At 43.3% G+C, this 23,537-nt stretch carries 20 protein-coding genes; 10 read left to right on the plus strand and 10 right to left on the minus strand.

What is annotated here, in order from left to right:
- Positions 1 to 23: 23 nt before the first annotated feature.
- Positions 24 to 935 (minus strand): L,D-transpeptidase family protein, encoded by a 912-nt coding sequence (locus LQZ07_RS18200; RefSeq protein WP_152781811.1) that lies wholly within the window; start codon positions 933 to 935, stop codon positions 24 to 26.
- Positions 936 to 1,208: 273 nt separating this feature from the next.
- On the opposite strand from LQZ07_RS18200, the gene ettA reads away from it, so the two are divergent.
- Positions 1,209 to 2,873 carry an energy-dependent translational throttle protein EttA gene (ettA, locus tag LQZ07_RS18205; protein ID WP_016402679.1) on the plus strand — a complete coding sequence of 555 codons (1,665 nt, stop codon included), beginning with the start codon at positions 1,209 to 1,211 and terminating at the stop codon, positions 2,871 to 2,873.
- A 54-nt stretch (positions 2,874 to 2,927) separates the two neighbouring features.
- Here ettA and LQZ07_RS18210 read toward each other — a convergent pair whose 3' ends face one another.
- The 5 genes from LQZ07_RS18210 to LQZ07_RS18230 form a co-directional block, all read right to left on the minus strand.
- A complete protein-coding gene (locus LQZ07_RS18210; protein WP_152781813.1) occupies positions 2,928 to 5,720 on the minus strand; it encodes a tetratricopeptide repeat protein in 2,793 nt (930 codons plus the stop codon).
- 146 nt (positions 5,721 to 5,866) lie between these two features.
- Positions 5,867 to 6,622 carry an exosortase-dependent surface protein XDP1 gene (xdp1, locus tag LQZ07_RS18215; protein WP_152781815.1) on the minus strand — a complete coding sequence of 252 codons (756 nt, stop codon included), beginning with the start codon at positions 6,620 to 6,622 and terminating at the stop codon, positions 5,867 to 5,869.
- Positions 6,623 to 6,864: 242 nt separating this feature from the next.
- A complete protein-coding gene (locus LQZ07_RS18220; RefSeq protein WP_152781817.1) occupies positions 6,865 to 7,602 on the minus strand; it encodes a ferredoxin--NADP reductase in 738 nt (245 codons plus the stop codon).
- A 24-nt stretch (positions 7,603 to 7,626) separates the two neighbouring features.
- Positions 7,627 to 8,166 (minus strand): lipocalin family protein, encoded by a 540-nt coding sequence (locus LQZ07_RS18225; RefSeq protein WP_016402675.1) that lies wholly within the window; start codon positions 8,164 to 8,166, stop codon positions 7,627 to 7,629.
- Between the two features lie 32 nt (positions 8,167 to 8,198).
- Positions 8,199 to 8,957, minus strand: a complete 759-nt coding sequence (locus LQZ07_RS18230; RefSeq protein ID WP_152781819.1) for a sulfite exporter TauE/SafE family protein — start codon at positions 8,955 to 8,957, stop codon at positions 8,199 to 8,201.
- 154 nt (positions 8,958 to 9,111) lie between these two features.
- Here LQZ07_RS18230 and lhgO point away from each other — a divergent pair, with 154 nt between their 5' ends.
- From lhgO to LQZ07_RS18250, 4 genes are all read left to right on the plus strand, one after another.
- A complete protein-coding gene (lhgO, locus tag LQZ07_RS18235; RefSeq protein WP_249483245.1) occupies positions 9,112 to 10,317 on the plus strand; it encodes an L-2-hydroxyglutarate oxidase in 1,206 nt (401 codons plus the stop codon).
- Positions 10,318 to 10,542: 225 nt separating this feature from the next.
- Entirely contained in the window at positions 10,543 to 11,016 is a 474-nt protein-coding gene (locus LQZ07_RS18240; protein WP_016402672.1) for a peroxiredoxin, read from the plus strand.
- A gap of 17 nt (positions 11,017 to 11,033) precedes the next feature.
- The gene (locus LQZ07_RS18245) at positions 11,034 to 11,831 is read left to right on the plus strand and encodes a S1/P1 nuclease (RefSeq protein WP_152781823.1); all 798 of its coding nucleotides are present in this window, start codon (positions 11,034 to 11,036) and stop codon (positions 11,829 to 11,831) included.
- A 73-nt stretch (positions 11,832 to 11,904) separates the two neighbouring features.
- Entirely contained in the window at positions 11,905 to 12,864 is a 960-nt protein-coding gene (locus tag LQZ07_RS18250) for a DUF523 and DUF1722 domain-containing protein (RefSeq protein ID WP_152781825.1), read from the plus strand.
- 15 nt (positions 12,865 to 12,879) lie between these two features.
- Here the strand turns inward: LQZ07_RS18250 and LQZ07_RS18255 are convergent, their stop codons facing one another.
- Entirely contained in the window at positions 12,880 to 13,779 is a 900-nt protein-coding gene (locus LQZ07_RS18255; RefSeq protein ID WP_152781827.1) for a carbohydrate kinase family protein, read from the minus strand.
- Between the two features lie 202 nt (positions 13,780 to 13,981).
- Here LQZ07_RS18255 and sigZ point away from each other — a divergent pair, with 202 nt between their 5' ends.
- The 4 genes from sigZ (at position 13,982) to LQZ07_RS18275 (ending at position 18,217) form a co-directional block, all read left to right on the plus strand.
- The gene (gene sigZ / locus LQZ07_RS18260) at positions 13,982 to 14,521 is read left to right on the plus strand and encodes an RNA polymerase sigma factor SigZ (RefSeq protein WP_152781829.1); all 540 of its coding nucleotides are present in this window, start codon (positions 13,982 to 13,984) and stop codon (positions 14,519 to 14,521) included.
- Between the two features lie 72 nt (positions 14,522 to 14,593).
- Positions 14,594 to 16,084 (plus strand): glutathione synthase, encoded by a 1,491-nt coding sequence (locus LQZ07_RS18265; RefSeq protein WP_152781831.1) that lies wholly within the window; start codon positions 14,594 to 14,596, stop codon positions 16,082 to 16,084.
- 70 nt (positions 16,085 to 16,154) lie between these two features.
- Complete coding sequence (locus LQZ07_RS18270; protein WP_152781833.1) at positions 16,155 to 17,330, plus strand: MalY/PatB family protein; 1,176 nt, start codon at positions 16,155 to 16,157, stop codon at positions 17,328 to 17,330.
- 191 nt (positions 17,331 to 17,521) lie between these two features.
- Positions 17,522 to 18,217, plus strand: coding sequence for a hypothetical protein (locus LQZ07_RS18275; RefSeq protein WP_152781835.1), 696 nt, complete (start codon positions 17,522 to 17,524; stop codon positions 18,215 to 18,217).
- Positions 18,218 to 18,317: 100 nt separating this feature from the next.
- Here LQZ07_RS18275 and LQZ07_RS18280 read toward each other — a convergent pair whose 3' ends face one another.
- The 3 genes from LQZ07_RS18280 to LQZ07_RS18290 form a co-directional block, all read right to left on the minus strand.
- Positions 18,318 to 19,154, minus strand: a complete 837-nt coding sequence (locus tag LQZ07_RS18280) for a S1 RNA-binding domain-containing protein (protein ID WP_152781837.1) — start codon at positions 19,152 to 19,154, stop codon at positions 18,318 to 18,320.
- Between the two features lie 90 nt (positions 19,155 to 19,244).
- On the minus strand, positions 19,245 to 21,161 hold the full coding sequence (locus LQZ07_RS18285; RefSeq protein WP_152781839.1) for a methyl-accepting chemotaxis protein: 1,917 nt from the start codon (positions 21,159 to 21,161) through the stop codon (positions 19,245 to 19,247).
- A 182-nt stretch (positions 21,162 to 21,343) separates the two neighbouring features.
- Complete coding sequence (locus tag LQZ07_RS18290; protein WP_152781841.1) at positions 21,344 to 22,237, minus strand: GyrI-like domain-containing protein; 894 nt, start codon at positions 22,235 to 22,237, stop codon at positions 21,344 to 21,346.
- A gap of 129 nt (positions 22,238 to 22,366) precedes the next feature.
- Between LQZ07_RS18290 and LQZ07_RS18295 the strand changes: the two genes are divergently transcribed.
- Positions 22,367 to 23,533 (plus strand): PLP-dependent aminotransferase family protein, encoded by a 1,167-nt coding sequence (locus LQZ07_RS18295; RefSeq protein WP_227981253.1) that lies wholly within the window; start codon positions 22,367 to 22,369, stop codon positions 23,531 to 23,533.
- Positions 23,534 to 23,537: the final 4 nt, after the last annotated feature.

A 23,537-nucleotide genomic window follows, 5' to 3' on the forward strand; every position in this document is an offset into this window, starting at 1 on the left:
TGATGCTAAGCATCACCTTTTTTTTATCCTCGATTTTCTCCTACCGACAAAGCAATGCCTTGCTGGTTTTTCAGCGCTTGATTCACCACCGACGAGTCAACTCCTGCTTGCGTAATAAACTTAATATCATCACGACTCAATTGTAAGGTAGTTGCTTGGGTCACTTCTTCTTCAGAGCGATTAAGCGGCTGGTGCACTTCTAACAAGTACTCCCCACTAGGTTCAAGCGAATGTTTAATCGATTGATTAATGATCCTCACTGGCGTTTTCAGATTAACCTGCGAAAACAGGTATTCGATATCGTCGGGAAACAAACGTATACAACCCGAGCTAACACGCAGGCCAACACCAAACTCTTTATTGGTGCCATGAATTAAATACTCACCATTACCGTAAGCCAAGCGCAAGGCATATTCACCCAGTGGATTTTCTGGCCCTGCCTGTACAACCGGTGGCAAAATAATCCCCTTAGCTGCATATTCATTACGAATATTTTGAGTAGGTGTCCAAGTAGGTTGCTCACGTTTTTGACTAATGTAAGTGCTCATCTCTGGCGTTTCGCGGCCAATTCGGCCAATGCCAATGGGTAACACATCTACTTCGGTGCTATTTGGTCGAAAATAGTACAAACGCAATTCCGCAAGATTTACCACCACCCCTTTGCGCTCCACATCGGGTAGCAAAATTTGAGTGGGAATAAGCAGCTCGGTATCTTCTTCTGGTAAGAAAGGGTCTACCCCTTTATTCGCCGCCATTACCGCTAAAAAACCTACACCATAACGCTCGGCGATAAGCGCAATAGTTTCGCCTTTTTGCACTCTGTGCCATTGGTTTCCGCCCAGCAGGCGACTACCATCTTCGGGTAAATCATAAGTTAAGGCTGAAACTGAAAATGCCATACATAAGGCAACACAGGTCAATAAAATCTGTTTCATTTAATCTGCAGTGTCAAATTGTGATGATTCCAACATACCACTATTACTTTAGAAATTCGACAAGCCCTGATGGCTATCTCTGTTAAAAACAAGCAGATAGTACCGCTTTATGCTGCTTCACTATGCAACATCAAAAAACCGCCGCATAAAGTGACTTACAAAGCTAGCTTCCATCTACGAAGCCAGTATCATAGCGGAAGATAAAATTAGCGAATTTGGGTGTATGCTTTAGCGACACAAAAATTCGAGTATAGACCCTTAAAGGAACGGCAAATGGCCCAATTTATTTATACGATGAACCGCGTTGGTAAAATCGTTCCCCCTAAAAAACATATTCTTAAAAACATTTCTTTAAGCTTTTTCCCTGGCGCTAAAATTGGCGTACTCGGTTTAAACGGCTCAGGTAAATCTACCCTACTACGCATTATGGCGGGTATTGATACCGATATTGAGGGTGAAGCACGTGCTAACCCAGGAACCAAAATTGGTTACCTTGCCCAAGAACCTCAAATGGACTTAGACAAAACGGTTCGCGAAGTGGTTGAAGAAGCAGTAGCGGTGGTAAAAAATGCCCAAACTCGCTTAGACCAAGTTTATGCCGAATACGCAGAGCCCGATGCAGACTTTGACGCCTTAGCTAAAGAGCAAGGTGAACTAGAAGCGATTTTAGCCACTCATGATGCACATAGTTTAGAGAATCAACTAGAGCGTGCAGCCGATGCCTTGCGCCTACCAGAATGGGACCAAAAAATTGAGAAGCTTTCTGGGGGTGAACGTCGCCGCGTAGCGCTGTGTCGCTTGTTGCTTGAAAAACCAGACATGCTCCTGCTAGACGAACCTACCAACCACTTAGATGCAGAGTCTGTAGCTTGGTTAGAGCGCTTCTTACATGATTATGAAGGTACTGTTGTGGCGGTAACCCACGACCGTTACTTCCTTGATAACGTAGCAGGCTGGATTTTAGAACTTGACCGCGGTGAAGGTATCCCTTGGGAAGGTAACTACTCTTCTTGGCTTGAACAAAAAGAAGATCGTTTGAACCAAGAAGCCTCTCAAGAAAAAGCTCGTATGAAATCAATTCAGAAAGAGCTGGAATGGGTTCGTTCAAATGCGAAAGGCCGTCAGAGTAAAAGTAAATCTCGTATGGCTCGCTTTGAAGAGCTTAATACTCAAAGCTTTCAAAGCCGAAATGAAACCAACGAGCTATTCATTCCAGCTGCGCAACGCCTAGGTGATAAGGTTATTGATGTTAACAACCTAAGCAAGGCTTATGATGGACGAGTACTAATTAATGACCTGTCATTTAGCATTCCTAAGGGAGCGATTGTAGGTATTATTGGTCCTAACGGCGCGGGTAAATCGACTCTATTTAAGATGATTACCGGAGCAGAAAAAGCAGACTCTGGTAGCGTAGAAGTTGGCGAAAGTGTTCAAATAGCTAGCGTGGATCAGTTCCGTGATGCGATGGATGATAAAGCCACCGTATGGCAAGAAGTATCTGGCGGTTCCGATATTCTAAAAATTGGTAATATCGAAGTACCAAGTCGCGCTTACGTCGGTCGATTCAACTTTAGAGGTGGTGACCAACAAAAACGCGTTGGGGAGCTATCGGGTGGTGAACGTGGCCGTTTGCATTTGGCTAAGTTACTTCAAACTGGTGGTAACGTACTGCTACTAGATGAACCAACCAACGACTTAGATGTTGAAACACTACGAGCGCTAGAAAATGCACTCTTGGAATTTGCTGGCTGTGCTATGGTTATCTCGCATGACCGTTGGTTCTTAGACCGTATCGCAACTCACATTCTAGATTACCGCGACGAAGGACAAGTTAACTTCCACGCAGGCAACTTTACCGAGTACGAAGCTTGGTTAAAAGAAACCATTGGTGAAGAAGCCGCTCAGCCTCATCGCATAAAATACAAACGTATTGGCTAAGTATGAGCGACAAAAAAGGCCACTTACGTGGCCTTTTTTATTCCTCCAAGGAGCTTAGCCCAAGCTCTCCAGTAATGCTTTAGCGTCTTCATACTCAGAGAATTGCTGATCTAATTCCACAGCTGCTTCTGCTTCCGCTTTAGCCTCGGCCTTGCGCCCCAACTTACTAAGAGCAAATGCCAAGTGATAGCGAATTGCGGCATCTGATGCGTTCATTGTGTAGGCTTCACGTAAGTAAACTAAACCCTGGTCAACATTGCCACGCTGTACTTCAATCCATCCAATAGTGTCCAAAATAGCGGCGTTTTTAGCACCCTGCTCTACTACCTGTGCGACAGTTTGATAAGCTTTATCTAAGTCTTGGCCAGAGTAAATATTTGCTAAATTATTCAAAATACCCGGATCTTGCTTTAATGCTGGCAAGGCGAGCAAGTCTTCATAGTGTTGTTGAGCTTTAACAAGCTGCTTATGGTGCAAATAGCTATCGGCCAAAATACGTTTATGCCAAGCCAACTCTGCAGCAGTAGTAACTAAACCTTCCATTTGTTGATGAAAAGCATCATCGGCAATGCCTTGTTTAGCCAGTTGATACAAACGCACTACCGCCTCTCGATTAAACGCATTCAACTCTACAGCTTTACTGTAATTTTGCTGAGCTTGTTCCTTTTGGCTTTTGCGCATTTGAATATCGCCTTGCAAGAGAAACAACTGGCTACTTTCACCAAATTTGTTGGCTAAATCTGCCACCGTCTTTTCCGCAGCTTCCAAGTCATTTTGTTCCAGTTCTACTTTAGTTAACAGGATCAAAGTTGACATATTTTCCGGTGCCAACTGGTGAGACTTTAATAGAGAGCTCTTAGCATTTGCTAACTGCTTGGCTTGGGCTTGCATTCTGGCTAAGCCTATTAACTTATTTGGCTGCTCTTTCCAAATACTGTCCAATAAACCTAAGGGGTAGTCTGCGTCTTCATATCGTTCTAATCGAATAAGAATTTCTGCATAAGCACTTAAGTAACGCTCATTCAAAATATACTCTCGATTTAGCTTCTCAACTTCGGCTAAGGCATTCGACCATTGTGCTGTTTGCATATACGTATCAAGTTTTAGCTCGCGTGCCTGGCGATTGTCTTGTTCGTATAGCAAAACTTTATCAAGCTGTTCAGTCGCTTCTAGATAGTTTTTTTGCTCAAGGTGAATGCGAGCAGCCAAAAGGTGACTTGGCGTGTGCTGTTTGTTTACGGCTAACAAGGTGTCTAAGATTTGTAGTGCTTCTTCAGTGCTGCCCTGCGCTCTCAAGACCACTGCTTTGTTAAAGCTAGCACCTACATTATTTGGGTTGTTTGCTAACACTTCATCAAGATAACGCAGTGCCAATTCTGCTTGTTTTGTCTTAATGTAATAAGCAGCAATTAAGTTTTGCGCATTGGCATTGTTTATGTTTCTGGCAATTAAACTCTCAATTACAGGGCTAGCTTGGTCAAACTTGTTCAGTTCTAAAGCTAATTCGCCTTTCAACTGTAACCACTTTATCGGCGCATTATCCTCGGTAAAAGGAAGCTCTTCCAACAGACTAAAGGCCCGCTCGGATTCACCACTTGCCCGAGCCAATTCAGCATCCAAAATCACCATGTAATTTGAGTCGCTATGGTAGGCTCTAATTTGCTCAAAAGCTTGTTGAGCCGCACGTAGCCTACCGGCATCAATGTACAAATATACTAACTGAACCGACAAGCCTAAGTCGCGAATAATGTAATCGAAGTTATCTTGCAAAAGTAACTGCAGCTTGTAGGACTCGTTATTACGAAGGTAAAGCTTAGACAGCATTCGGGTAGCCCCGAGATCACTGGGCTTTTGACGTAAGTACTGACTTAAGTACTGCTGGGCTTTTTCATCGTTTTCTAAAATAAATTCCGACGCGCCCTGAATAAATAGCAAAGTGTTTGCGTCTGTTAGCTCCTCAGTTTCTGCAGCAGAGACCTTTTGAGATAAATCTGCTAAGGCTCGCTCGGCCATTTCGGTATTGTCTTCACCGGCAAACAAAGTAGCGCCGATCAATATCGCTGTAGGATCATTGGGTGTTTGTTCTTGGATTATCTTTAAATAGCCTTTAGCTTGCTCAATCTGGTTAAGCTTAAGGTGAGTCATCACTAAGCTTCGCAAAATCTTTGGGTCTTGAGGATCAAGTCGATAAGCGGTTTGATAATGCTCCAAGGCAAGAGGTAAGTTGTTCTGACCCGCAGCTAAATCGCCTTTCAACAACCATGTTCTCTCATTATTTTTGGCTATTTGTAATGAACGCTCTATCCATTGCTCTGCAAGTACGTATTCTTTTTGTCTTAAATATAAAGTTGCTAAGGTATTCATCGCACTTGTCTTATTCGGCATAAGCTTAGTAGCTTGCTCAAATTCATTGCGCGCTAATTCTGGTTGAGCATTCTTTAAGTAAATTCGACCACGCAATAACTTCCACTCAAACAAACTCGGCTTAGAGAACTCATTAATTCGCTCTTCAAACGCAAGCAGTTCGTTAGTTTTCCCCTGCAACAGTAGGATATTGCCAAGCAGTGGTAATACCAAATTAATGTCGGCTCCTAAGACTAAGGCCTCTTCTAACTGTTTCTCAGCAGAACCTAAGTTATTTGCGTTAAAGTATACTTTGGCGAGCATTAGCTTTGAGGAAAGGTGTTCAGGATTAGCTTTTAGTGCATTTTTTAAATGGATGAAGGCTTCATTTTCTTCTCCACTATGAAAGGCTTTAACAGCGAGTTCGTACTCGTTAGCCTGCTGATCAGCAAAGCTAAGATTTGTTATACACAGTAAACACAGAGCTACTAAAAATTTGTTCATTATCAAAGCTAATTCCTTGTTGCTTCAAGGGCTAGTCAATTAAGCCTTAAACAGTATCTAATGAACAGATAGTAAAAAAAAGACAAAAAAATACGAAATACAGAGTATTTCGTATTTTTAATTAAACAGGAAAAGGAAGTATTGGTTTAAGCTTGGCGCTTTCTGCTACGTAATGCGATGCCAAATAAGCCAGCAGCAAACAGTAGTACAGTGCCTGGCTCTGGTACGCTGGTTACAGGTACTTGAGGGCTGTTAGTTGATACACCCGCCAACTTAAAGCCATCATTACCACTAGACCACCCTAAACTCCCGAAAATTGGATTATAAGCACCAATCAACCAATATTTTGAAGCAGCACTAGAATCAATAGCTTGGTATGCGAATTCGTCAGCGTTGCTTACTTCTGCTTCAGTGGTCCAACCCAATCCGGCTAAATCAGCCCAGGTATTGTTGTACAAAGCAGGAGCATCATTGCCAGAGTATGCTAATACTGATACATCAGCATGGCTTGATTGACTGTTAGTGCCATAGTCTTCGCTAGCCCAACCTAAGGTAAAGCCAGCTAGGTTAACTGCTTCATCAAAGCTTAGAAGCACCATGTCAAAGTCATTGCCATAGCTATCAATTGAGTGCTGAGGAGTACCGCTTTCATTATCGCGGTTGTAAGACATTAAACCCCAGTTACTGCTGTACGTAAGTTTAGTTGTTCTTAAGGTTGAATCCGCAGGACGCCCAGTATCAGACCAGCCTTGAACACTAAGGCCATCTAGGTCAAGCGTATTGCCATAACCGTTACGGTTGCCACCGTTTAATGTGCCGTCATCAAAATCCCAAACTTGCTCGGCAGAGAAAGCAGACAACGAAACCGCGCAACTTGCTACTAATAAAATTTGTTTAAACACAGTGCCCCCAAAATAGCAGTATGTATATCTTTAATATCACTGAGCAGATTAAAGCAAAAATTAAGCCAAGATAAATAACTCTTTATATACAGCAACTTAAATAATAGATTTAAATTATTATTGTCATATTGTAAAAAATACCGACAACAATTGCTGAGATTTTGCGCTTATTACTAATCAATACATCAAATAAGTGACAAAACTTCTATACGAAAGAGTAACATTTACGCTCAAAAAACACACTACCAATAGCGTTCTACCGTTACTTGTCCTGGCTTTCGTCGAAGGTTTTTCTTTAAGCCTTTATTCTCAAGTATGCTTTGAGCATCAGTGATCATTTGCGGATTGCCACACATGATCACCTGAGAGTCTTGTGCATTGAAACTAAGCCCTACTGCATCCTCTAGTTGATCCGCTTCCAGTGCAGCTGGAATCCTGGCTCTGAGTGCGCCGACGCAATCTTCTCTGGTTACCGTGGCTTGAAAGACAAATTTATCCGCTTGCTCATATAAGTACTTATCAACCAGCTCTTGATAAGCAATGTCCTTAGCTTTTCGTACACCGTAAACTAGCACAATTTTTTCGAACCGCTCCCAAGGCTCTGAAGTTTCTAACATTGAGAAAAATGGGCCTATTCCAGTGCCCGTTCCAATCAACCAAAGGTGCTTAGCGGGAGGGACTTCCTCTAGTACCATAAACCCAGCTGCTGCAGTTGAAACTTCGATGCTATCGCCAGCTTGCAACAAGTGTAGATTGGGTGACAGCAGCCCATCTTCCACTTTAATAGCCAGTATTTCTAAATATTCTGTGTTGGGAGGGTTAACCAGCGAGTAAGCTCGGGCAATACGCTTGTCGCCTCGTATTTCAGACAACTTGATAAACTGCCCCGCCACAAAAGGATCTATCTCTGCTTTAATGCGCAAGGAAAACAGTTCATCGTTCCAATCAATACGTTGAATTACTTTACCTTCAGTCCACATAGTTGCTCCTGTTGTAAAACGTCTTCACTCTTTTGACGCTATCACATCACCGTGGTGCTCTACAAAAATCAGTTCGCTAGTATCAAATCCAAGCTCTTTAGCTTGATGTACTAAATCGGTACGAATGGCGTGCGATAACTCGGGGCTTCTCGCTAACAACCACAAATAATCTCGGTTTGGCCCTGCCACTAGAGCATATTGATAGTCTTTTTCATCTAAAGCAAACACCACGTAAGCGCCGTAAAATGGCCTAAAGAATGACACTTTCAAGTGTGCAACATCAGGCTCACTAACAAACTGCGCTACACCTTCTGCTTCAAACCATTGGTGGTCTTGCTCGGAAAAGCCTTTATTAAGAACAGATACTTTACCGTCATCACGCAGGGTATAAGTCGCAGTAACGTGACTCATGCCGCGCTCAAATGAATGATCCAAGCGGGCAATCTCGTACCAAGTGCCTAAGTACTTATCTAGATTGAAATTCTGAACAGGTTCAATACCTTCAGGCTTAGAACTGCAAGCACTCAATGCTAACATAGCAATGATAATTAACACTTTTTGCATACTACCTTCCTATTGATTTGCCGCTATAAGATCTAAAACCACAATGCGGCTATGCAGCCTACTAAGGTCATCACAAACAAAAACCACTTAAGCGTATTAGCGGCAGCTTTTATGGCAAATTTAACCGCGTAATGTGCGCCAATGATGTAACCAATGGCCAATACCAACCCCGGTAGCCATAACACTTGGTCCCGTGCAATAAACACCACCAAGGCCACACTAGTAAAAGCAATGGTACATACTAATTTAAGCGCGTTAGCCCTGACTAAATCGTAGCGCAAACTCCCAGCCAACGCGGCGACCAAAATAAACCCCACCCCAGCTTGTACAAAGCCGCCGTAAAAACCGGCGATAGCCAAACTCCATTTAGCCGAGGGAGTATCTTTCATTTTACGCGCTTCAGTTCCTGCCTCGGGGGCAACAACACTAGGCTTAATCAGCATTAATGCAGCCATCGCCAGCATGGCGCCAAGCAACAAATATTTAATGATCCACGAAGGAGCATAAGAGGCCGCTACTGCGCCAACCAAACCACCCACTAAGGTTGGCCATAAGATCGGGGCGACATCATCAGTATCCAATTTACCGTGTTTTTTGAAGCCCAAGACACCAGTTAAACACTGTAAAAAAATACCCACCCTATTGGTTGCATTTGCAACCTCTGCTGGCATCCCCATTACCATTAACGCAGGAAGTGTTAGATTCGATCCCCCTCCCGCCAAGGTATTGATAACTCCAGCAAATAATCCTACTGTGAGTAACAACAATCCATGATAAATTGTGAAATCCATTTAGCGCCTCATTAGCCTTTTGGTAAGTTTGACCTTATCACTGACGCAAGCTTTATTCAGTAGCAGATTTTTATCTTTAGTCTAAGCTGAGATTTTTCTATGCCAGAATTAAGCTTAACGTTATATGGATATAAGTAGTAAAAGGAATGGTTCAGTGAACTACGATTACAGCATTATTGGTGGAGGCATCGTAGGTCTTGCCAGCGCTTTAGAACTGATTAAGCGAAAACCTAGCGCCAAAATAGTGCTACTAGAAAAAGAATCCTCACTTGCCTTTCATCAAACAGGCCATAACAGCGGCGTAATTCATGCTGGAGTTTACTACCAGCCAGGCTGCCTAAAAGCCGAATTCTGTAAGCAGGGTTTATTAGACACCATCAGCTTTTGCCAACAGCACGATATTCCCTACTTGCAATGCGGCAAGCTACTCGTGGCCACTAATCAACAAGAATTGAGTGATATGCAGGCGCTCGCCACACGCTGTGAGCAGAATGGCATTAAGGTAAAACCGCTTAACGCCAAACAACTGCAGGAAATAGAACCTAACATCGTTGGCTTAGGTGCTTTGCAAGTAAAAGACACCGGCATCGTTAGTTATCCTCAAATCTGCCAAAAACTGGCCGAGTTATTTCAACAAGCCGGCGGCGAAATTTTGCTGTCTCACCAAGTAACAGGATTGAGCGAACAAACCGATAAGATATTGATTGATACGCAGCATGGTCAAATCAGTAGCCAATACCTTATTGCCTGCGGAGGGCTGATGGCCGACCGCCTATGCAACATGCTTAAGCTAGATATCGACTTTCAAATTGTTCCTTATCGAGGCGAATACTATCAATTACAACCTCGTCATAACCAACTGATTAAACACCTTATTTACCCCATCCCTAATCCCGACTTGCCATTTTTAGGTGTTCATCTTACTAAGATGATAGATGGCAGTGTGACGGTAGGCCCCAACGCCGTACAAGGTTGGTCCAGAGAGGGTTACAACAAGGGGTCCTTTAACCTTGCCGACACCAAAGAAATGCTCGGTTTCAAGGGTTTTTGGAAAGTGGCTAAACAGCATTTTCGTAGCGGTCTCAGCGAAACCAAAGACTCCATGTTTAAATCAGGTTATCTGCAGCGGGTAAGAAAATACTGCCCTAGCTTAAACATTCATGACCTTCGCCCTTATCCTAGCGGCATTCGGGCTCAAGCAGTGTTAAGAGATGGAACCTTGGTTCACGACTTTTTATTTGCAAGCAGCCCGCGTAGCTTACACGTATGTAATGCGCCCTCACCCGCGGCCACTTCCGCTTTCCCTATTGGCAGGTATATTTGCGATAAGCTAGAGCAAGATTTAAGTCCATCGAAGTAAGTCACTAAGCTTAGGCTATTAACAAGGGTAGCCAATCGGCTGCTCTTTTTAGTTTAAGCCGCATTAAGCTTGGCTATCTCTTATCAACAAACTGAGCTTAAACACCTTATTGCGAAGCTTATAATTGTTATTTGCAACGCCACTTGCACTAAGCTATTTTCCCCCCTAGGCTAAAACGTCTAAGCAAGCAACAGCTTGGTTTCACTACTTACTAGGAAGTGCAAGATGATAGAACTAGGGCAAGTTATTCCAGACACCCCATTAGCCGAACTTAATCAACAAGGTATGCAGAATCACACCAGCCATGAGCTGTTTGCGGGCAAAAAGGTGGTTCTATTTGCAGTACCCGGTGCATTTACCCCCACTTGTTCTGAAGCCCACCTCCCCGGATACGTCGTATTGGCTGACGAAATAAAAGCCAAAGGCGTAGATCTTATTGCCTGTGTTTCAGTGAATGATGCCTTTGTTATGCAAGCATGGGGCGAAGCGCAAAACGCAGAAAATATACTGATGTTGGGCGATGGCGATGCCAGTTTTACTAAAGCACTAGGCTTAGATATGGACACCGCCAGTTTTGGCGGGGTACGTTCGCAGCGCTACGCAATGATAATTGATAACTTAACGGTTACTCAGCTAAATGTAGAACCACCTAAATCCTTTGAGGTGAGCAAGGCCGAACATGTTCTTAGTCAACTATAAACATCAATAAACTAGCAATGCTAAGTCGTCTAAATGCTCAACATCTAGTGGCAGTGCGATTTAGTATTGTTTTTATCTGCCTATTCTCACTGTCTCAAAGCTGTTTAGCCTTTGGCATGAAAGGGCATCAACTAATCGCTTATATTGCCCAGCAACAACTCGACCCGCAAAGCCAAAAACACATCGAACAAATACTTGATGGCAAGAGCATGGTAGTACTTGCAACATGGGCAGACTATGCGAGAAAACAAAAAGCTTGGAAGCACACAGGCCCCTGGCACTACATTAACATTCCCAAAGGGCAGTCACTTGAGCAAAGCCAGCGAAACTCCAAAGGAGATGTACTCAGCCAACTGGAGTATTTTGAACAGCAGCTGAAGCGGCCGAATATAAGTAAGTTAGAGCGCCAACAAGCCTTAAAGTTTTATATTCATTTTGTGGGTGATATCCATCAACCCTTGCATGTAGGTTACGCAAGCGACCGTGGCGGTAATAAGGTCTCAGTTAGTTGGTATGGAAAAAACTCAAATCTACACCGGGTGTGGGATAGCCAACTACTTGATAGTAACAAGCTGTCTTTGGGCAAATATGCCGAGCAACTTCAGCGCCAATATCCTAGCAACGACCAGCTTTTTCATTATGAAGAATGGCTAAATCAAAGCCGTGAACTATTACCGGCTGTTTATCAATTTGGCGATAAAAACTTATCCGATAACTACGCAAACCAACATCGCCCTACTTTAGAGCTACAAATTGTTCGTGCCGGCAAGCGCTTAGCCGACAAGCTAAATCATATATTTTATAACAAGCTATAGAAATGCTGAGCTCTAAGTGATCCTAATTGTTTGAGCAACGTTATACTCAATATAATGTGAAGGAGCTGACAGCATGAATAAATTTTCTAGCGACAAAATTTCTGTAGGTATTAGTAGCTGCTTATTAGGTGAAGAAGTGCGCTACGATGGCGGACACAAACAATCGCGCTTTTGTCGCATCGAATTAGCCAAGTATTTTGATTTTGAACCCACTTGCCCAGAAATGGCTATAGGCATGGGCACCCCAAGAAAAACCATTCGTTTAGTTCAGCAAGAAGACGTCATAAGCATTCAAGCCAGTGACGGCAGCTTTGATGTTACCGAAAAAATGCAACAATACGCTAAGCGTCGCTTACCACAACTTAGCCATCATAGCGGTTACGTTGTATGTGCAAAGTCTCCTAGCTGCGGTATGGAACGAGTCAGTGTTTATTCACCGGCTAAAAACAACGCCACCAAAGACGGTGTTGGGATATTTACTGCCGAATTAATGAAAGCTTATCCTTTATTGCCAGTTGAAGAAGACGGCCGATTAAATGACCCCGTACTGCGCGAAAACTTTGTTAATCGCGTGTTTGCTTATCACCAATGGAAAAAGCTTGAGCACGAAGGCTTTACCGTGGCTAAAGTGCAGGATTTTCACGCTAAATATAAATACTTATTGATGGCGCACCACCCTGCCAAATACTGCGAACTGGGCCCCTTATTAGCCAACATTAGCAGTAATCAAGACCTAGAAGGTTTCGCTAGTTATATCAAAGGTTTTATGGAGATTTTGAAACATAACTGCAGCCGCAAAAACCACTGTAATGTATTACAACACTTGCAGGGTTACTTTAAGCGAGAAATCACTGCCCAACAACGTGAAGAACTGGCCGAACGTATTCATGAATATCGCGAAGGTTTATTGCCTTTACTGGTGCCAATTAGCCTTATTCAGCACTACTTACGAGAACATCCGAACCACTATGTTGCGAAGCAAGCTTACCTAGCCCCTCACCCCAATGAACTAAAGCTACGTTACAGTTTATAAGGCTACTACTCCCATCTACTTAGAAACAAAGTCTTCTAGCTGCTGATGGCTTAAAAAGCCTGAAGCAGCGCCCGCTTCTCCAATTTTGTAAGATGCAAACACCATCGCCCGGCAGAGCGCCTTTTCAGGATTACTTTCTAACAGGTAGTAATGTAAAAAACATGAAAATAACGCATCACCAGCACCAATAGTATTAAGCACTGGTCGCGTTGTTGTAGCGGGAAAATGTTGAATGGAATTTGCCTGCTGGGTATACAGCAAAGCACCGTTGCTGCCTAATCCCATCACAATAACCGAGTTGTGATAGCGCTCTACCAACTGCCAAATAAACTGATGATAGTCACCACTTACCTGCTCGTCACTCAAAAACAGTACATCGGCCATGGCAAGAAATTGCTGGTTATATTCGTCTTCAATGTTACCTAAGGTATGTACATCGGTAGCAATCAGTTTGCCAACCTGCTTTGCCAGCTCTAGCATTGGTCGGGCAAAATTAATGTTACAAACAACCACTGCGTCGCTATGTAAAAGCTGTTTCTTAAAGCCTTGTTCCGAGTATCTGCGTTGCTGAATATCTTTAAGGTCTACATGAATTTGCCGCCGCCCCTCTGGGTCATACAAAATGACCGACTGTGGTGTATCTTGCATCGTTAACTCAAAACAAGGCTTCACTTTCGGTATTTGAGCTACGGCTTGTTGCACTTGTTCTCCTGCCATATCGGGTGCCAGCAGCGTGCATAAGTCAACCTCATCACCCAAGGTAGCAAGCGCTTTAGCCACATTAAATGCCACCCCAGACACACTGCTTTGAATACCGTCGAAAGGGTAAGTCACTGGATAATAGTGTTGAGGAAAGCCTTCAATTTTTAGGGTGGTCTCAATATTGACTAAACCCGCAACCAAAATACGTGTCATAAAGCTAACTCATTGAATATGCATGATGAATAACGCTAACACATCAATAAGTAACAACAAGCTTAAATGCTCGATAGAGCGACCCAAGTAATTTTTTGTTGCCTGCAGGCTTAATAAAAATCAGAAAGTTTTGCGTCTTTTAGTGAATTGCTTAGTCTTACTAAAAGTAATCAAAGATTCTTAACCTTGAGATCCAGTTTGTATGATATCTGAATGGCAAAACCACAAAGCCCAGCTTAGAAGCTATGTTAGCAAGCGGATAAATGACAGCCACGCTGTCGATGACATCTTGCAAGATGTTTACATCAAGGCCAGTAGCAATTTGCATCAACTTAAGTCAAAGGGCAGCTTAAAAGGCTGGTTATACCGTATCGCCCATAACACCATCATGGATTTTTATCGCCAGCAGAAACCCTATGAAGAATTACCTGAAGACTTGGTCGCAGAAGATCACGATAGCGGTAGTCTAGCCCGTAAAGAGTTAGCAGAGTGCCTGCGCCCTCTCATTGATGAACTGCCCGAAAAATACGGTACACCGCTTCGTTTAGCCGAGTTAGAAGGTTACTCACAACAAGGTATCGCAGAACAGCTAGGTTTATCACTCTCTGGCGCTAAAAGCCGAGTACAAAGAAGCCGAGTGAAATTTAGAGAACAAATGATGGCTTGCTGTGACTTTGAAGTGGGACAAGAGGGCATCACCGACTACTCCCCAAAAAAGACAAGCTCATCAAGTAAATGTTAAATGCTGTTTGTCTGCAACAAAGCGGTTAACAAACAAATAAATGCTCGTTCCCACGAGTACTTTGGAGAATACATGCCCAATACAACGCGCCCTATTATTTCAGCTCAAATGATCCAAGAAATAAGTGAATGGGCCATTATGCATGGCGTAGCTTTTCGTCAAGCTGATAACTCTGCCAGGCATTGTCCGTTTAGTATTGCGCCAATAACTATGCCGCATGAAGTATTCGAACGCCTACGTAGAGCCACATCTCTTATTACAAGGCTAATTAACAATGTGTCAGAAGATCACGACTTTCTTCAGTCGTCGCTCGCTAAAATGGCAAAAGCGGAGCCCTTTTTTGAACGTTTGTTAGCCCTGCACCACCAAGCCCATGGTGACGCAGCACATCGCTTATCACCTGCTAGAAAACCGCTGCTAATAATGCGTACCGATTTTATGGACGACCGACAACATGGTCCAAAAGTTATCGAGTTTAATGGTATTGCTGCAGGCATGGCGCCGTTTGGCCAACGCGCAACAGAGCTGCATGCTTTTATACAAAATCAATGGCCTCAGCTTTACCAAACCTACCTAGAAGATAAGCACGCCACACCAGCTGAAAACCAAGCAATTGAGCAGCTCGCCCTTGCGATCGCTAAAGCTGCCAACAGCATTAAAGCAAGCTTTGAATCAAACGCTCAAGCACCTTTAGACGGTTTAGCGAGTAAACCAACCTTCTTAATGGTGACACAAGAAAATGAAGACAATGTGTACGACCAACACCTTCTGGAACTAGCTTTACAGCAACAAGGGGTTCGCACCGTAAGGCGCACCTTCGAACAACTTAGTACCCAATTGTCCAGCGGCGATAATCAACGCCTACTGTTAAACGACGTAGGCGCTATTGATGTGGTATATCTTAGAGCCGGTTACCAATACGCTGACTACTACTCAACAACACGCAGCGAGAGTGTTTGCTGCCAAACCCTTAGCCAAACTAGGCTATTTATCGAGCAACACAAGGTGGCAGTGAACGCCACGTTTAGCCAGCAACTTGCCACCAGTAAAACTATGCAAATGCTCCTAACAACCATGCCAACAGAAGACTATGCGCGCTGGGGGTTAAACCTAGAAGATGCCAAGCTAATCAAATGTGTCTTAGCAGATATGAAGCCAATAAATCAAGCAACCATCGGCTGGTTTAATAGGCAGGCAAATAAGCAACAATGGGTACTAAAAAACCAAGGAGAAGGTGGTGGACATTGCGTTTTTGGTGAAGAAATAACTAATAAACTTCAACAGGTGGCTCCCCATGAATATGACGCTTGGGCTTTAATGCAGCGCTTATATCCACACGAACGCGAAGTCCCCACCATCGCAGTGCGTAATGGCACTCAAACCCAAGTCGACGATCTGGTAAGCGAGATAGGCTTATTTAGTGCTTATTACGATGAAGAACCAGCAACACCACTAAACGGATATGCTGGCTATCTTATTCGCAGTAAACCCGCGAGTGAGAACGAAGGCGGGATCCACAGCGGTAAAGGTATTTTAGATTCCTTGGTATTAAGTGATACATAAGCTAAAAACTTGCGTCTTTTTTGTTTAGGCTCCGTCCTAACATTATCAACCTAAATCGATGGAAAACTTAATGTTTCAAACCACCCCGAGCCACCATGATATTAGCGACAAATTCATTAAGCATGATAGTAAAATGCTAAAGCAAATTTATGGCAGCGACCAGCTGACACCTCATTGGATAGCCGATATGGATTTCCCCATTGCCTCTCCAATTAGCCAAGCTATGCAGCAATTAGTAAACCGTGAGCAATACTCTTACGAATTTGATTCACAAGCCGTATTTAAGGCGATTGCTCATTGGAATCAACAGCGCCACCAGCTTGACCTAAACCCTAATCATTTTGTGCAAGTTCCTGGGGTACTCAGCGCAATAGCATTGCTAATTCGCGACTTTACTCAAGAAGACGACGGCGTATTAATTCAAACTCCGGTGTACCACCAATTTCGCTGTTTAATTGAATCTGCCGGGCGCAGAGCTATAACTAGCCCGCTTATGCTCGAGGGAGATCGTTACCTATTTGATTACCAAGATTTTGAGCAACAGCTAAGCAGCGGAAAAGTACGCATGGTGTTGTTATGTAACCCTCATAATCCGGTAGGTAGAGTGTGGACTAAACAAGAGTTGCAACAGTTAGTTACCATTGCCAAAAAGTACCAGGTAATGATTATAAGTGATGAAGTTCATGCTGACATCGTGTTTGAAGGTGCAAAGTTCACCAGCATGGCCTCGTTAAACTACGACAACAGCCTCACCATTATTGGCTCCCCCGCTAAAAACTTTGGCTTAAATAGCATTGCTAATGGCTATATCTATAGTGATAACCAAGCCTTACGAGAAAAAATCAAAGCAAGCTCGGTGTCTATGTCACTCGACCACGGCAATGCATTTAGCTTGTATGCCACCATTGCCGCCTACCGACATGGCAAAGAGTGGTTCGAAGAGTTTTTGGCTTATACCCAAGAAGTAAGAAACTGGATTATGGCATTTATGGCCAAGGAACTCCCCCAAGTTAAAACTTTTTTACCAGAAGGTACCAATCAAATATGGTTTGATTTCTCCGGCTTAAACTTAGCCCCTGAGCAATTAAAAGAGCTATTAATCCAGCATGCTAAACTCGCACTAACACCTGGCACCTGGTTTGGTGAAATGAACGAAAATTTTTACCGGATGAACTTTGCCTCGCCGTTAGAAAAAGTCCAAGCGTCACTGCAGCAACTCGAAACATCAATTAACCAATATCGGTAATCATTTAGATAAAGGCAGAGGCCGAGCATTAAAATTGCCAAGATCTGCCTTTATGATGACTAAACAACCAAACTGGCAAACAGCTAGAGAGGAAAAGCACTAAGCGTTTAAATAGTATTTTCTTTTTTAGTTAAGAGCTTAGTGGTAGCTTTATTCGCATAAAAAAGACGCAAGATCACTTAGGAATAAAGATGGAAGAAAGCAAACTCTTCAAAAAAATATGGCGATTTAATGCCATCGTAATTATGTTAGTTGGAATTGTAGGTCTAGCGCTAAGCCTATTCGCTGCCATTACAATCTACCAAGACATTACACGTGATAGAAACGTAAGAAACATTGTTAATATTGAAGAAACACAGGAAGATAAAGAAAAGTGGCGGCTAGGAAATCTAATAAGCATTAATGGATCTAGCGTAATAATGGTCCCACTCTATTCAGAGCAAAATATAAGCACAGCGTCATACAGCAAGTCGGCATCGTCAACCAGAAACTACCTCTTCATTAATGTAGAAACAAATAGTAAGTATTGGTTATTTGATAAAAATGACTACTTGATAACAAGCATTCATCAGTTACCAAACACCTCTTATTCAGAGCAAACCAAAGAAACTAAAGCCATTCTTTATTACGTGGTTAAGTCGGACACTAATAACAATAATTCGTTAACATCATCTGATCTAAAAACAGTGGCTATATCGAAGCCAAATGGCCAAGAATACCTTGAATTACTAAAAGATATCGACTTTGTAAATGGGTACAAAACTGTCGGCAAGGACTCTGTAATCATCGTATTTCAACGCGACAATATCGCTTATTCGGCAACTATTAATTTAGACAATTTAACAATCTCTAACGAGGAGCCATTGCCTAGCATGGAGCCCAAGTAAAACCCATCTTCGTATAACAATTACGGTCACTCAACACTATATGCCAGCTACAAAAAAGCCCGCTAAGTTGCGGGCTAATCTGGCTAATGAAAAACGCTCACTATTCTTTGTCGTTTAACACTATGCCAGTTTTACTAATGGTGATTAAACCTTCTTTATAAAGCTTACCAATGGCTTTTTTAAAGGTACCTTTACTTACACCAAAAATAGCAGAAATGGCTTGCGGGGTACTTTTATCACTCAAGGCCAAGTAGCCTTGCTCTTCGCGAAGCTTAGCTAAAATGGTGTCGCCAATATCAATGGCTTTTTGTATGCCAATGGGCTCTAAACTTACGTCTAGCTTTTGGTCTTCTCGTACTTTTTGAATATAACCAGTACCAGCATAACCCGCGCGAATACGCTTAAACACTTGATCGTAATACAGTACGCCCCAGTGCTTGTTATTTACCACTGCTTTGTAACCTAGCTCGGTACGCCCAGCGACCAATAACTCAACTTTGTCGCCACGCTTATACTTGTGGTCTGACTTATCGATGTAACGATCAAGCTTGTTGCTGGCGGTAATGCGTTGCTCGTTGTCTAAGTAGACATACACTACGTAATGACGATCAACTTCCATTGGCTGCTGTTGCTCACCAAAAGGTAAGAACAAATCTTTGTCTAGGCCCCAATCGAGGAAGATGCCAACATCGTTAATGTCCTTCACCTGCAAGTTAGCGCATTCGCCTACTTGCACCAAAGGCTTCTGTAAAGTCGCTAATAGATTACCTTGGCTATCTCGGTAAACAAATACCTCTATTTGCTGACCAATGCTTAAATCAGCAGGCAGCTCTTTGCTTGGAAGCAAAACATCACCAAACTCGCCACCTTCTAGGTAGGCACCTAAGTCAGCCATTTCAATCACGGCTAGTTGATTAAGGCGTCCAATTTCTAGCATTTTATCTCTCTTTTCACATTCGATAAGCTCAGTGTGAGCCAATGCGCGAGTATAGCATGCAAAGGCCAAGATGCACTTGGCTTAATTGGCTTAGGCTGGTTTTAATGCGTTAACAATAGTAGAGACTTGCTGGCTTACATCCGATTCAATTTTAGTGGCTAATTTGTAGGCCGACTCTACTTGCGTTTTCACTGTGCTCATTTTGGAAGTGAAGCTACCTACATGCTCACTTTGTTCACGAATATACTCACTGGCTTGATGTGCCACTTGAGCAGAAGTTTCTGCTTGCTCACGTACCTGATGAGTGGTTTCCATAAGCTTAGAAGAAATAGCCTGCTGGTGTTCACTGGCTTCTTCTATTCCACCAATGTTTGACTCTAGGCTAGTCGAAGACTGTTTTAGCTGATTCAAAATACCGGTTATCTCTTCTAATGAAGTTTGGGTGCGCATTGATAGCGTTCTAACTTCATCTGCCACCACCGCAAAACCACGGCCATGTTCACCGGCCCGAGCCGATTCGATAGCTGCATTTAAAGCTAGAAGGTTGGTTTGCTCGGCAATGCTACGAATAACATCCAAAATTGCACTTACATCAGTTACCGCTTTAACCAAGGTAGCCAGTGATTCTCGCCCTTCGGTGACGGCGGTACTGGTGCGCTTACTGGCATTCATCACCTGTTCTACATTTTGCTGCGATTCGTTCATCGCGCTCTGGGTAGCGTTGGCATTGTGCTCTACATCGCTAGAAACCTGATTAAGCTGCTCTGTTAATGAACGCAGTTGTTCCATCAGCAATTGAGATTCAGCTACTTGGTGATCGGTTTGCTCTGAGGTTAAGTACACCTCACGTACCTGTTTAGTCACCGAATCGAGTGAATTAGATACAACAGATAGCTGCTTATTCTTAAGCTCTTCTAAGTCTTCTTGCTTTGCTAATAGCTGGTTGAAAAAGGTGGCAATTTCGCCAATCTCAGTATTATTTCGGCGTACTTTTAATCGCTCGATACTGCCGTTCTCAACCAGTGAGGCAAAGCCATTTCGCAGTTCACGAAGCGGTTTTAATACGGTGCTTTGCATCACAACTTGCATTACGATGGCAATTAGCAAAATTAAGCCCGCTACACTGTATAGGGTGATTTTAACCGTTTGAGTAACCCCATCTCGCTGCTTAATAACACCCTGCTCCGCTTGTGATATTTGCTGGGTAAGTAACTCAATGTCTGCCGCTAATGCGCTGCGTAATACCATCCGTTGTTCGATTAAAGCGTTAGTCGATTGCAGCTCTCTTGGGTAGCGCTGAGTTAAACTTACTAACTCGCTCTTTATCTCTTCGGCTAAATCGACAGCTTCTTCAGGGTCGCCTAAGGCAAACTCATCAACTTCAACTTCGCTCATCACCCCCAACAATGGTAAAGCATCAATTGCTTTCGCATGTTTGTTTACCCGCAAAAATGCATCGTCGTAAGCAGATTTGCTGTTAGCACTAGGGTCTGCAAAATAGCGGCTTCGCTGCATCGACAAGTTAACTAAAGCATTAAGAAGTTCTGTACCTTGTTGAATATAGTCACGTGAACTGGCTGCTTGCGCGCTTAAGCCGTAGTCAACGGTACTGTCTGCCCAACCAAGCATTTCACGCTCTGCATTTATCAACAAGCCTTGCTCATTACCGCTGAGTTTGCCCAGTGCTAAATAACGGTCTTGCAAGGCAATATGTAGCTGATTTAACAGCTCAGCCAAGCCAGGCAAATGCTGCTGATTGGAGCGCTCTACCAGTTCCAGCAGCAAACGCTCAGCTTCACTAAGCTCTAATGCGTTACCGGTATTTAAGTAATTGTTTACCTTAGCCACCAGCTGGCTATTAAATTGAGATTTAAGAGATTGATAATTTTGTAGCTGCTGATTGGAGCTCGACAACTCAACTAAAGAAAAATATAAGGCTGCAATTAACACCGCACTTACGGCAAATAATGCTATCGCAGATAGTCTAGAGAATCGTGATACTCGCATAAAAACTCCATTCGCAGATTGGCTAAAAATAGCTCTGCGGCAATCCCTAACAGGCCTATTAGGCGCTAATTTGGGCGAAGATTTTATGACTAAAATATGACAATAATATTACATTGATAACTGTGTTAAAAATAGCAAAGCATTTGATATATAAATGAAAATCAACAATTACAGCAACTTAACTACAATGTTATCGGTATACAAAGCTGTAACTCAAAGCGTTCATTTGGATCCAGAAATTGACATCGAGAATAGCGCACATAAGCAGGCGTATTACCTAAACGGTAACCACTATTGGGCAGCCATTGCATATAAAATTTATGCAATATTGGTAACAAATCCCCATATCCTCCAGCGGCATGTAAAGTTGCATGCATGCCTTCGGGAATCGTTAAGGCACTAACACCACCTCGACGCACTATTGGGCCGTCTACCGCTAAACAAGCGACATAGTGACAAAGCGGAGCCGGGACAATATCAGGATTAGAATGATACAAACCTAATAGCTTGTTTACTTGCCACTCCACGCCTTGGCTATCAGCCCAAACATGCAGTTTTTCATAGGCTTGACGAATAGAACGATCGTAGCCTTGGTGCCTAACATAAGCGACTGGTTGGGCAGGCAGGCGCTGCACCTTAACCTCAGGCATTTGCAGCGCCTTGGCATTTAGGATTCGCTGTTGTAAGTCATCGCTCCAATGCTGCTGGTAATTAGCTTGGCTAAACTTACTGTAACCATGGTTTCGCCATTGTGTAGGTGAGCAGGCAAAGTGCTTTTTAAAAGCTTGAGAAAACGACGCCGGTGACAAAAAACCACAACATTGTGATGCTTCTTGTATGGTGAGGCAGGGTGAAAACATTAATAAATTTGCACAACGCTCCAAACGCGCACGACGAATATACTCATTAACATTTTCGCCAGTCACTTGCTTAAAACAACGATGAAAGTGATATGGGGAATACGCTGCTACCTTAGCCAATTGCCTCGCATCTAAGGGCTCAGCGATATGTTGGTGAATATAGTAGAGGGCATCGTTGATTCGATTTACTCGCATTCCATCTGTGCTTAAAGACATTCGATACCTTAAAAACCCACCATCCGTTCCTCAAAATAGCACATATGGACAAGTCATTGCACATAAACGCTAAAGCATTGCCGCAGCAGCTTCTGCAATGATAGTCAGCAGTTTTTATAAAGTAGGTAAATGGCCATGTTAACGGTGAGCAAGCGAGTTAAACAAACTAAACCCTCTTATATACGCAATATTTTAAAGGTGACTCGGCAAGCTGATATGCTCTCTCTTGCCGGCGGTTTACCCGATGCAGAATTGTTTCCGCTAGATATTTTAACGCAGGCAGCTGATGAGTTGGCTCAATCACCTAGCATCTTTCAATATGGTGCCACCGAAGGCTTAACTGAGCTTCGCCAATGGCTACTTGAAGAAAATAGCACCGCAGAGGACGTATTAATTACCACTGGCTCACAACAAGCCTTGGATTTAATCGCTCGTAGTTACTTAAACCCAGGGGATAAAGTCTTGTGTGAAGCCCCCAGCTATTTAGGCGCTTTGCAGGTTTTTGATTTAGCAGAAGCCGAGATACATACCGTGATAGCCGAAGCTGACGGCCCCAATTTAGCCCAGCTAGAGCAACAGTTGGCTAACTACAAAATAAAGCTTTTTTATGCTGTGCCAGATTTTCAAAACCCTAGCGGCCACTGTTGGAGCCTTAGCAAACGAAAGGCCGTTGCTAGCCTACTAGCTAAATATAAAGTCGCGCTTATTGAAGACGCCCCTTACCGCCAACTTCGCTACCAAGGTGAGCCACTTCCCACGGTAAGCGAGCTGTCTAGTTATGCAGCTTTTCACCTCGGCTCTTTTTCAAAAATAGCCACACCTGGCATGCGCGTAGGCTATGTAAGGGCCAAACAAGCATTACTAGCACCGCTAATTAAAGTGAAACAAGCAAGCGATTTACATTCCGCTCAGCCCATGCAATTGATGCTATTAGCCACGGTTCGTCACCCTTCGTTTGCTGAGCACTTGGATAAGTTGACCAATACTTACCGAACTCGGCGAGACTACTTAGCAGAGCTTTTGCAGCAGCAACTTAGCGATAAACTAGAATTTAATGTCCCTCAAGGAGGCATGTTTATTTGGGCAAGACTCCCTCATCACAATGCAATGTCTTTAGCAGAGGCTGCATTAAAGCAAAAGGTAGCAATAGTACCGGGTGATGAGTTTTGGCCAAGCAAGCATACACCAGACTACCAAGCAATTAGACTAAACTTCACCGCCTTAACAGAGCCTCAGCTAGAGCAGGCAGTAAGCCGCTTAAAAAAGGCGCTGCAACAGTGTTCGCCTATCAAATAGAGCG

This window comes from Agarivorans sp. B2Z047, assembly GCF_023373605.1.
GTDB lineage: Bacteria > Pseudomonadota > Gammaproteobacteria > Enterobacterales > Celerinatantimonadaceae > Agarivorans > Agarivorans albus.

Bases quoted from the DNA above. Each gene is read 5' to 3' on its own strand.
- LQZ07_RS18200 (WP_152781811.1), bottom strand. From the start codon at position 935: ATGAAACAGATTTTATTGACCTGTGTTGCCTTATGTATGGCATTTTCA.
- ettA (WP_016402679.1), top strand. From the start codon at position 1,209: ATGGCCCAATTTATTTATACGATGAACCGCGTTGGTAAAATCGTTCCC.
- LQZ07_RS18210 (WP_152781813.1), bottom strand. From the start codon at position 5,720: ATGAACAAATTTTTAGTAGCTCTGTGTTTACTGTGTATAACAAATCTT.
- LQZ07_RS18220 (WP_152781817.1), bottom strand. From the start codon at position 7,602: ATGTGGACTGAAGGTAAAGTAATTCAACGTATTGATTGGAACGATGAA.
- LQZ07_RS18225 (WP_016402675.1), bottom strand. From the start codon at position 8,166: ATGCAAAAAGTGTTAATTATCATTGCTATGTTAGCATTGAGTGCTTGC.
- LQZ07_RS18230 (WP_152781819.1), bottom strand. From the start codon at position 8,957: ATGGATTTCACAATTTATCATGGATTGTTGTTACTCACAGTAGGATTA.
- LQZ07_RS18240 (WP_016402672.1), top strand. From the start codon at position 10,543: ATGATAGAACTAGGGCAAGTTATTCCAGACACCCCATTAGCCGAACTT.
- LQZ07_RS18245 (WP_152781823.1), top strand. From the start codon at position 11,034: ATGCTAAGTCGTCTAAATGCTCAACATCTAGTGGCAGTGCGATTTAGT.
- LQZ07_RS18250 (WP_152781825.1), top strand. From the start codon at position 11,905: ATGAATAAATTTTCTAGCGACAAAATTTCTGTAGGTATTAGTAGCTGC.
- LQZ07_RS18255 (WP_152781827.1), bottom strand. From the start codon at position 13,779: ATGACACGTATTTTGGTTGCGGGTTTAGTCAATATTGAGACCACCCTA.
- sigZ (WP_152781829.1), top strand. From the start codon at position 13,982: ATGATATCTGAATGGCAAAACCACAAAGCCCAGCTTAGAAGCTATGTT.
- LQZ07_RS18265 (WP_152781831.1), top strand. From the start codon at position 14,594: ATGCCCAATACAACGCGCCCTATTATTTCAGCTCAAATGATCCAAGAA.
- LQZ07_RS18270 (WP_152781833.1), top strand. From the start codon at position 16,155: ATGTTTCAAACCACCCCGAGCCACCATGATATTAGCGACAAATTCATT.
- LQZ07_RS18275 (WP_152781835.1), top strand. From the start codon at position 17,522: ATGGAAGAAAGCAAACTCTTCAAAAAAATATGGCGATTTAATGCCATC.
- LQZ07_RS18280 (WP_152781837.1), bottom strand. From the start codon at position 19,154: ATGCTAGAAATTGGACGCCTTAATCAACTAGCCGTGATTGAAATGGCT.
- LQZ07_RS18285 (WP_152781839.1), bottom strand. From the start codon at position 21,161: ATGCGAGTATCACGATTCTCTAGACTATCTGCGATAGCATTATTTGCC.
- LQZ07_RS18290 (WP_152781841.1), bottom strand. From the start codon at position 22,237: ATGTCTTTAAGCACAGATGGAATGCGAGTAAATCGAATCAACGATGCC.
- LQZ07_RS18295 (WP_227981253.1), top strand. From the start codon at position 22,367: ATGGCCATGTTAACGGTGAGCAAGCGAGTTAAACAAACTAAACCCTCT.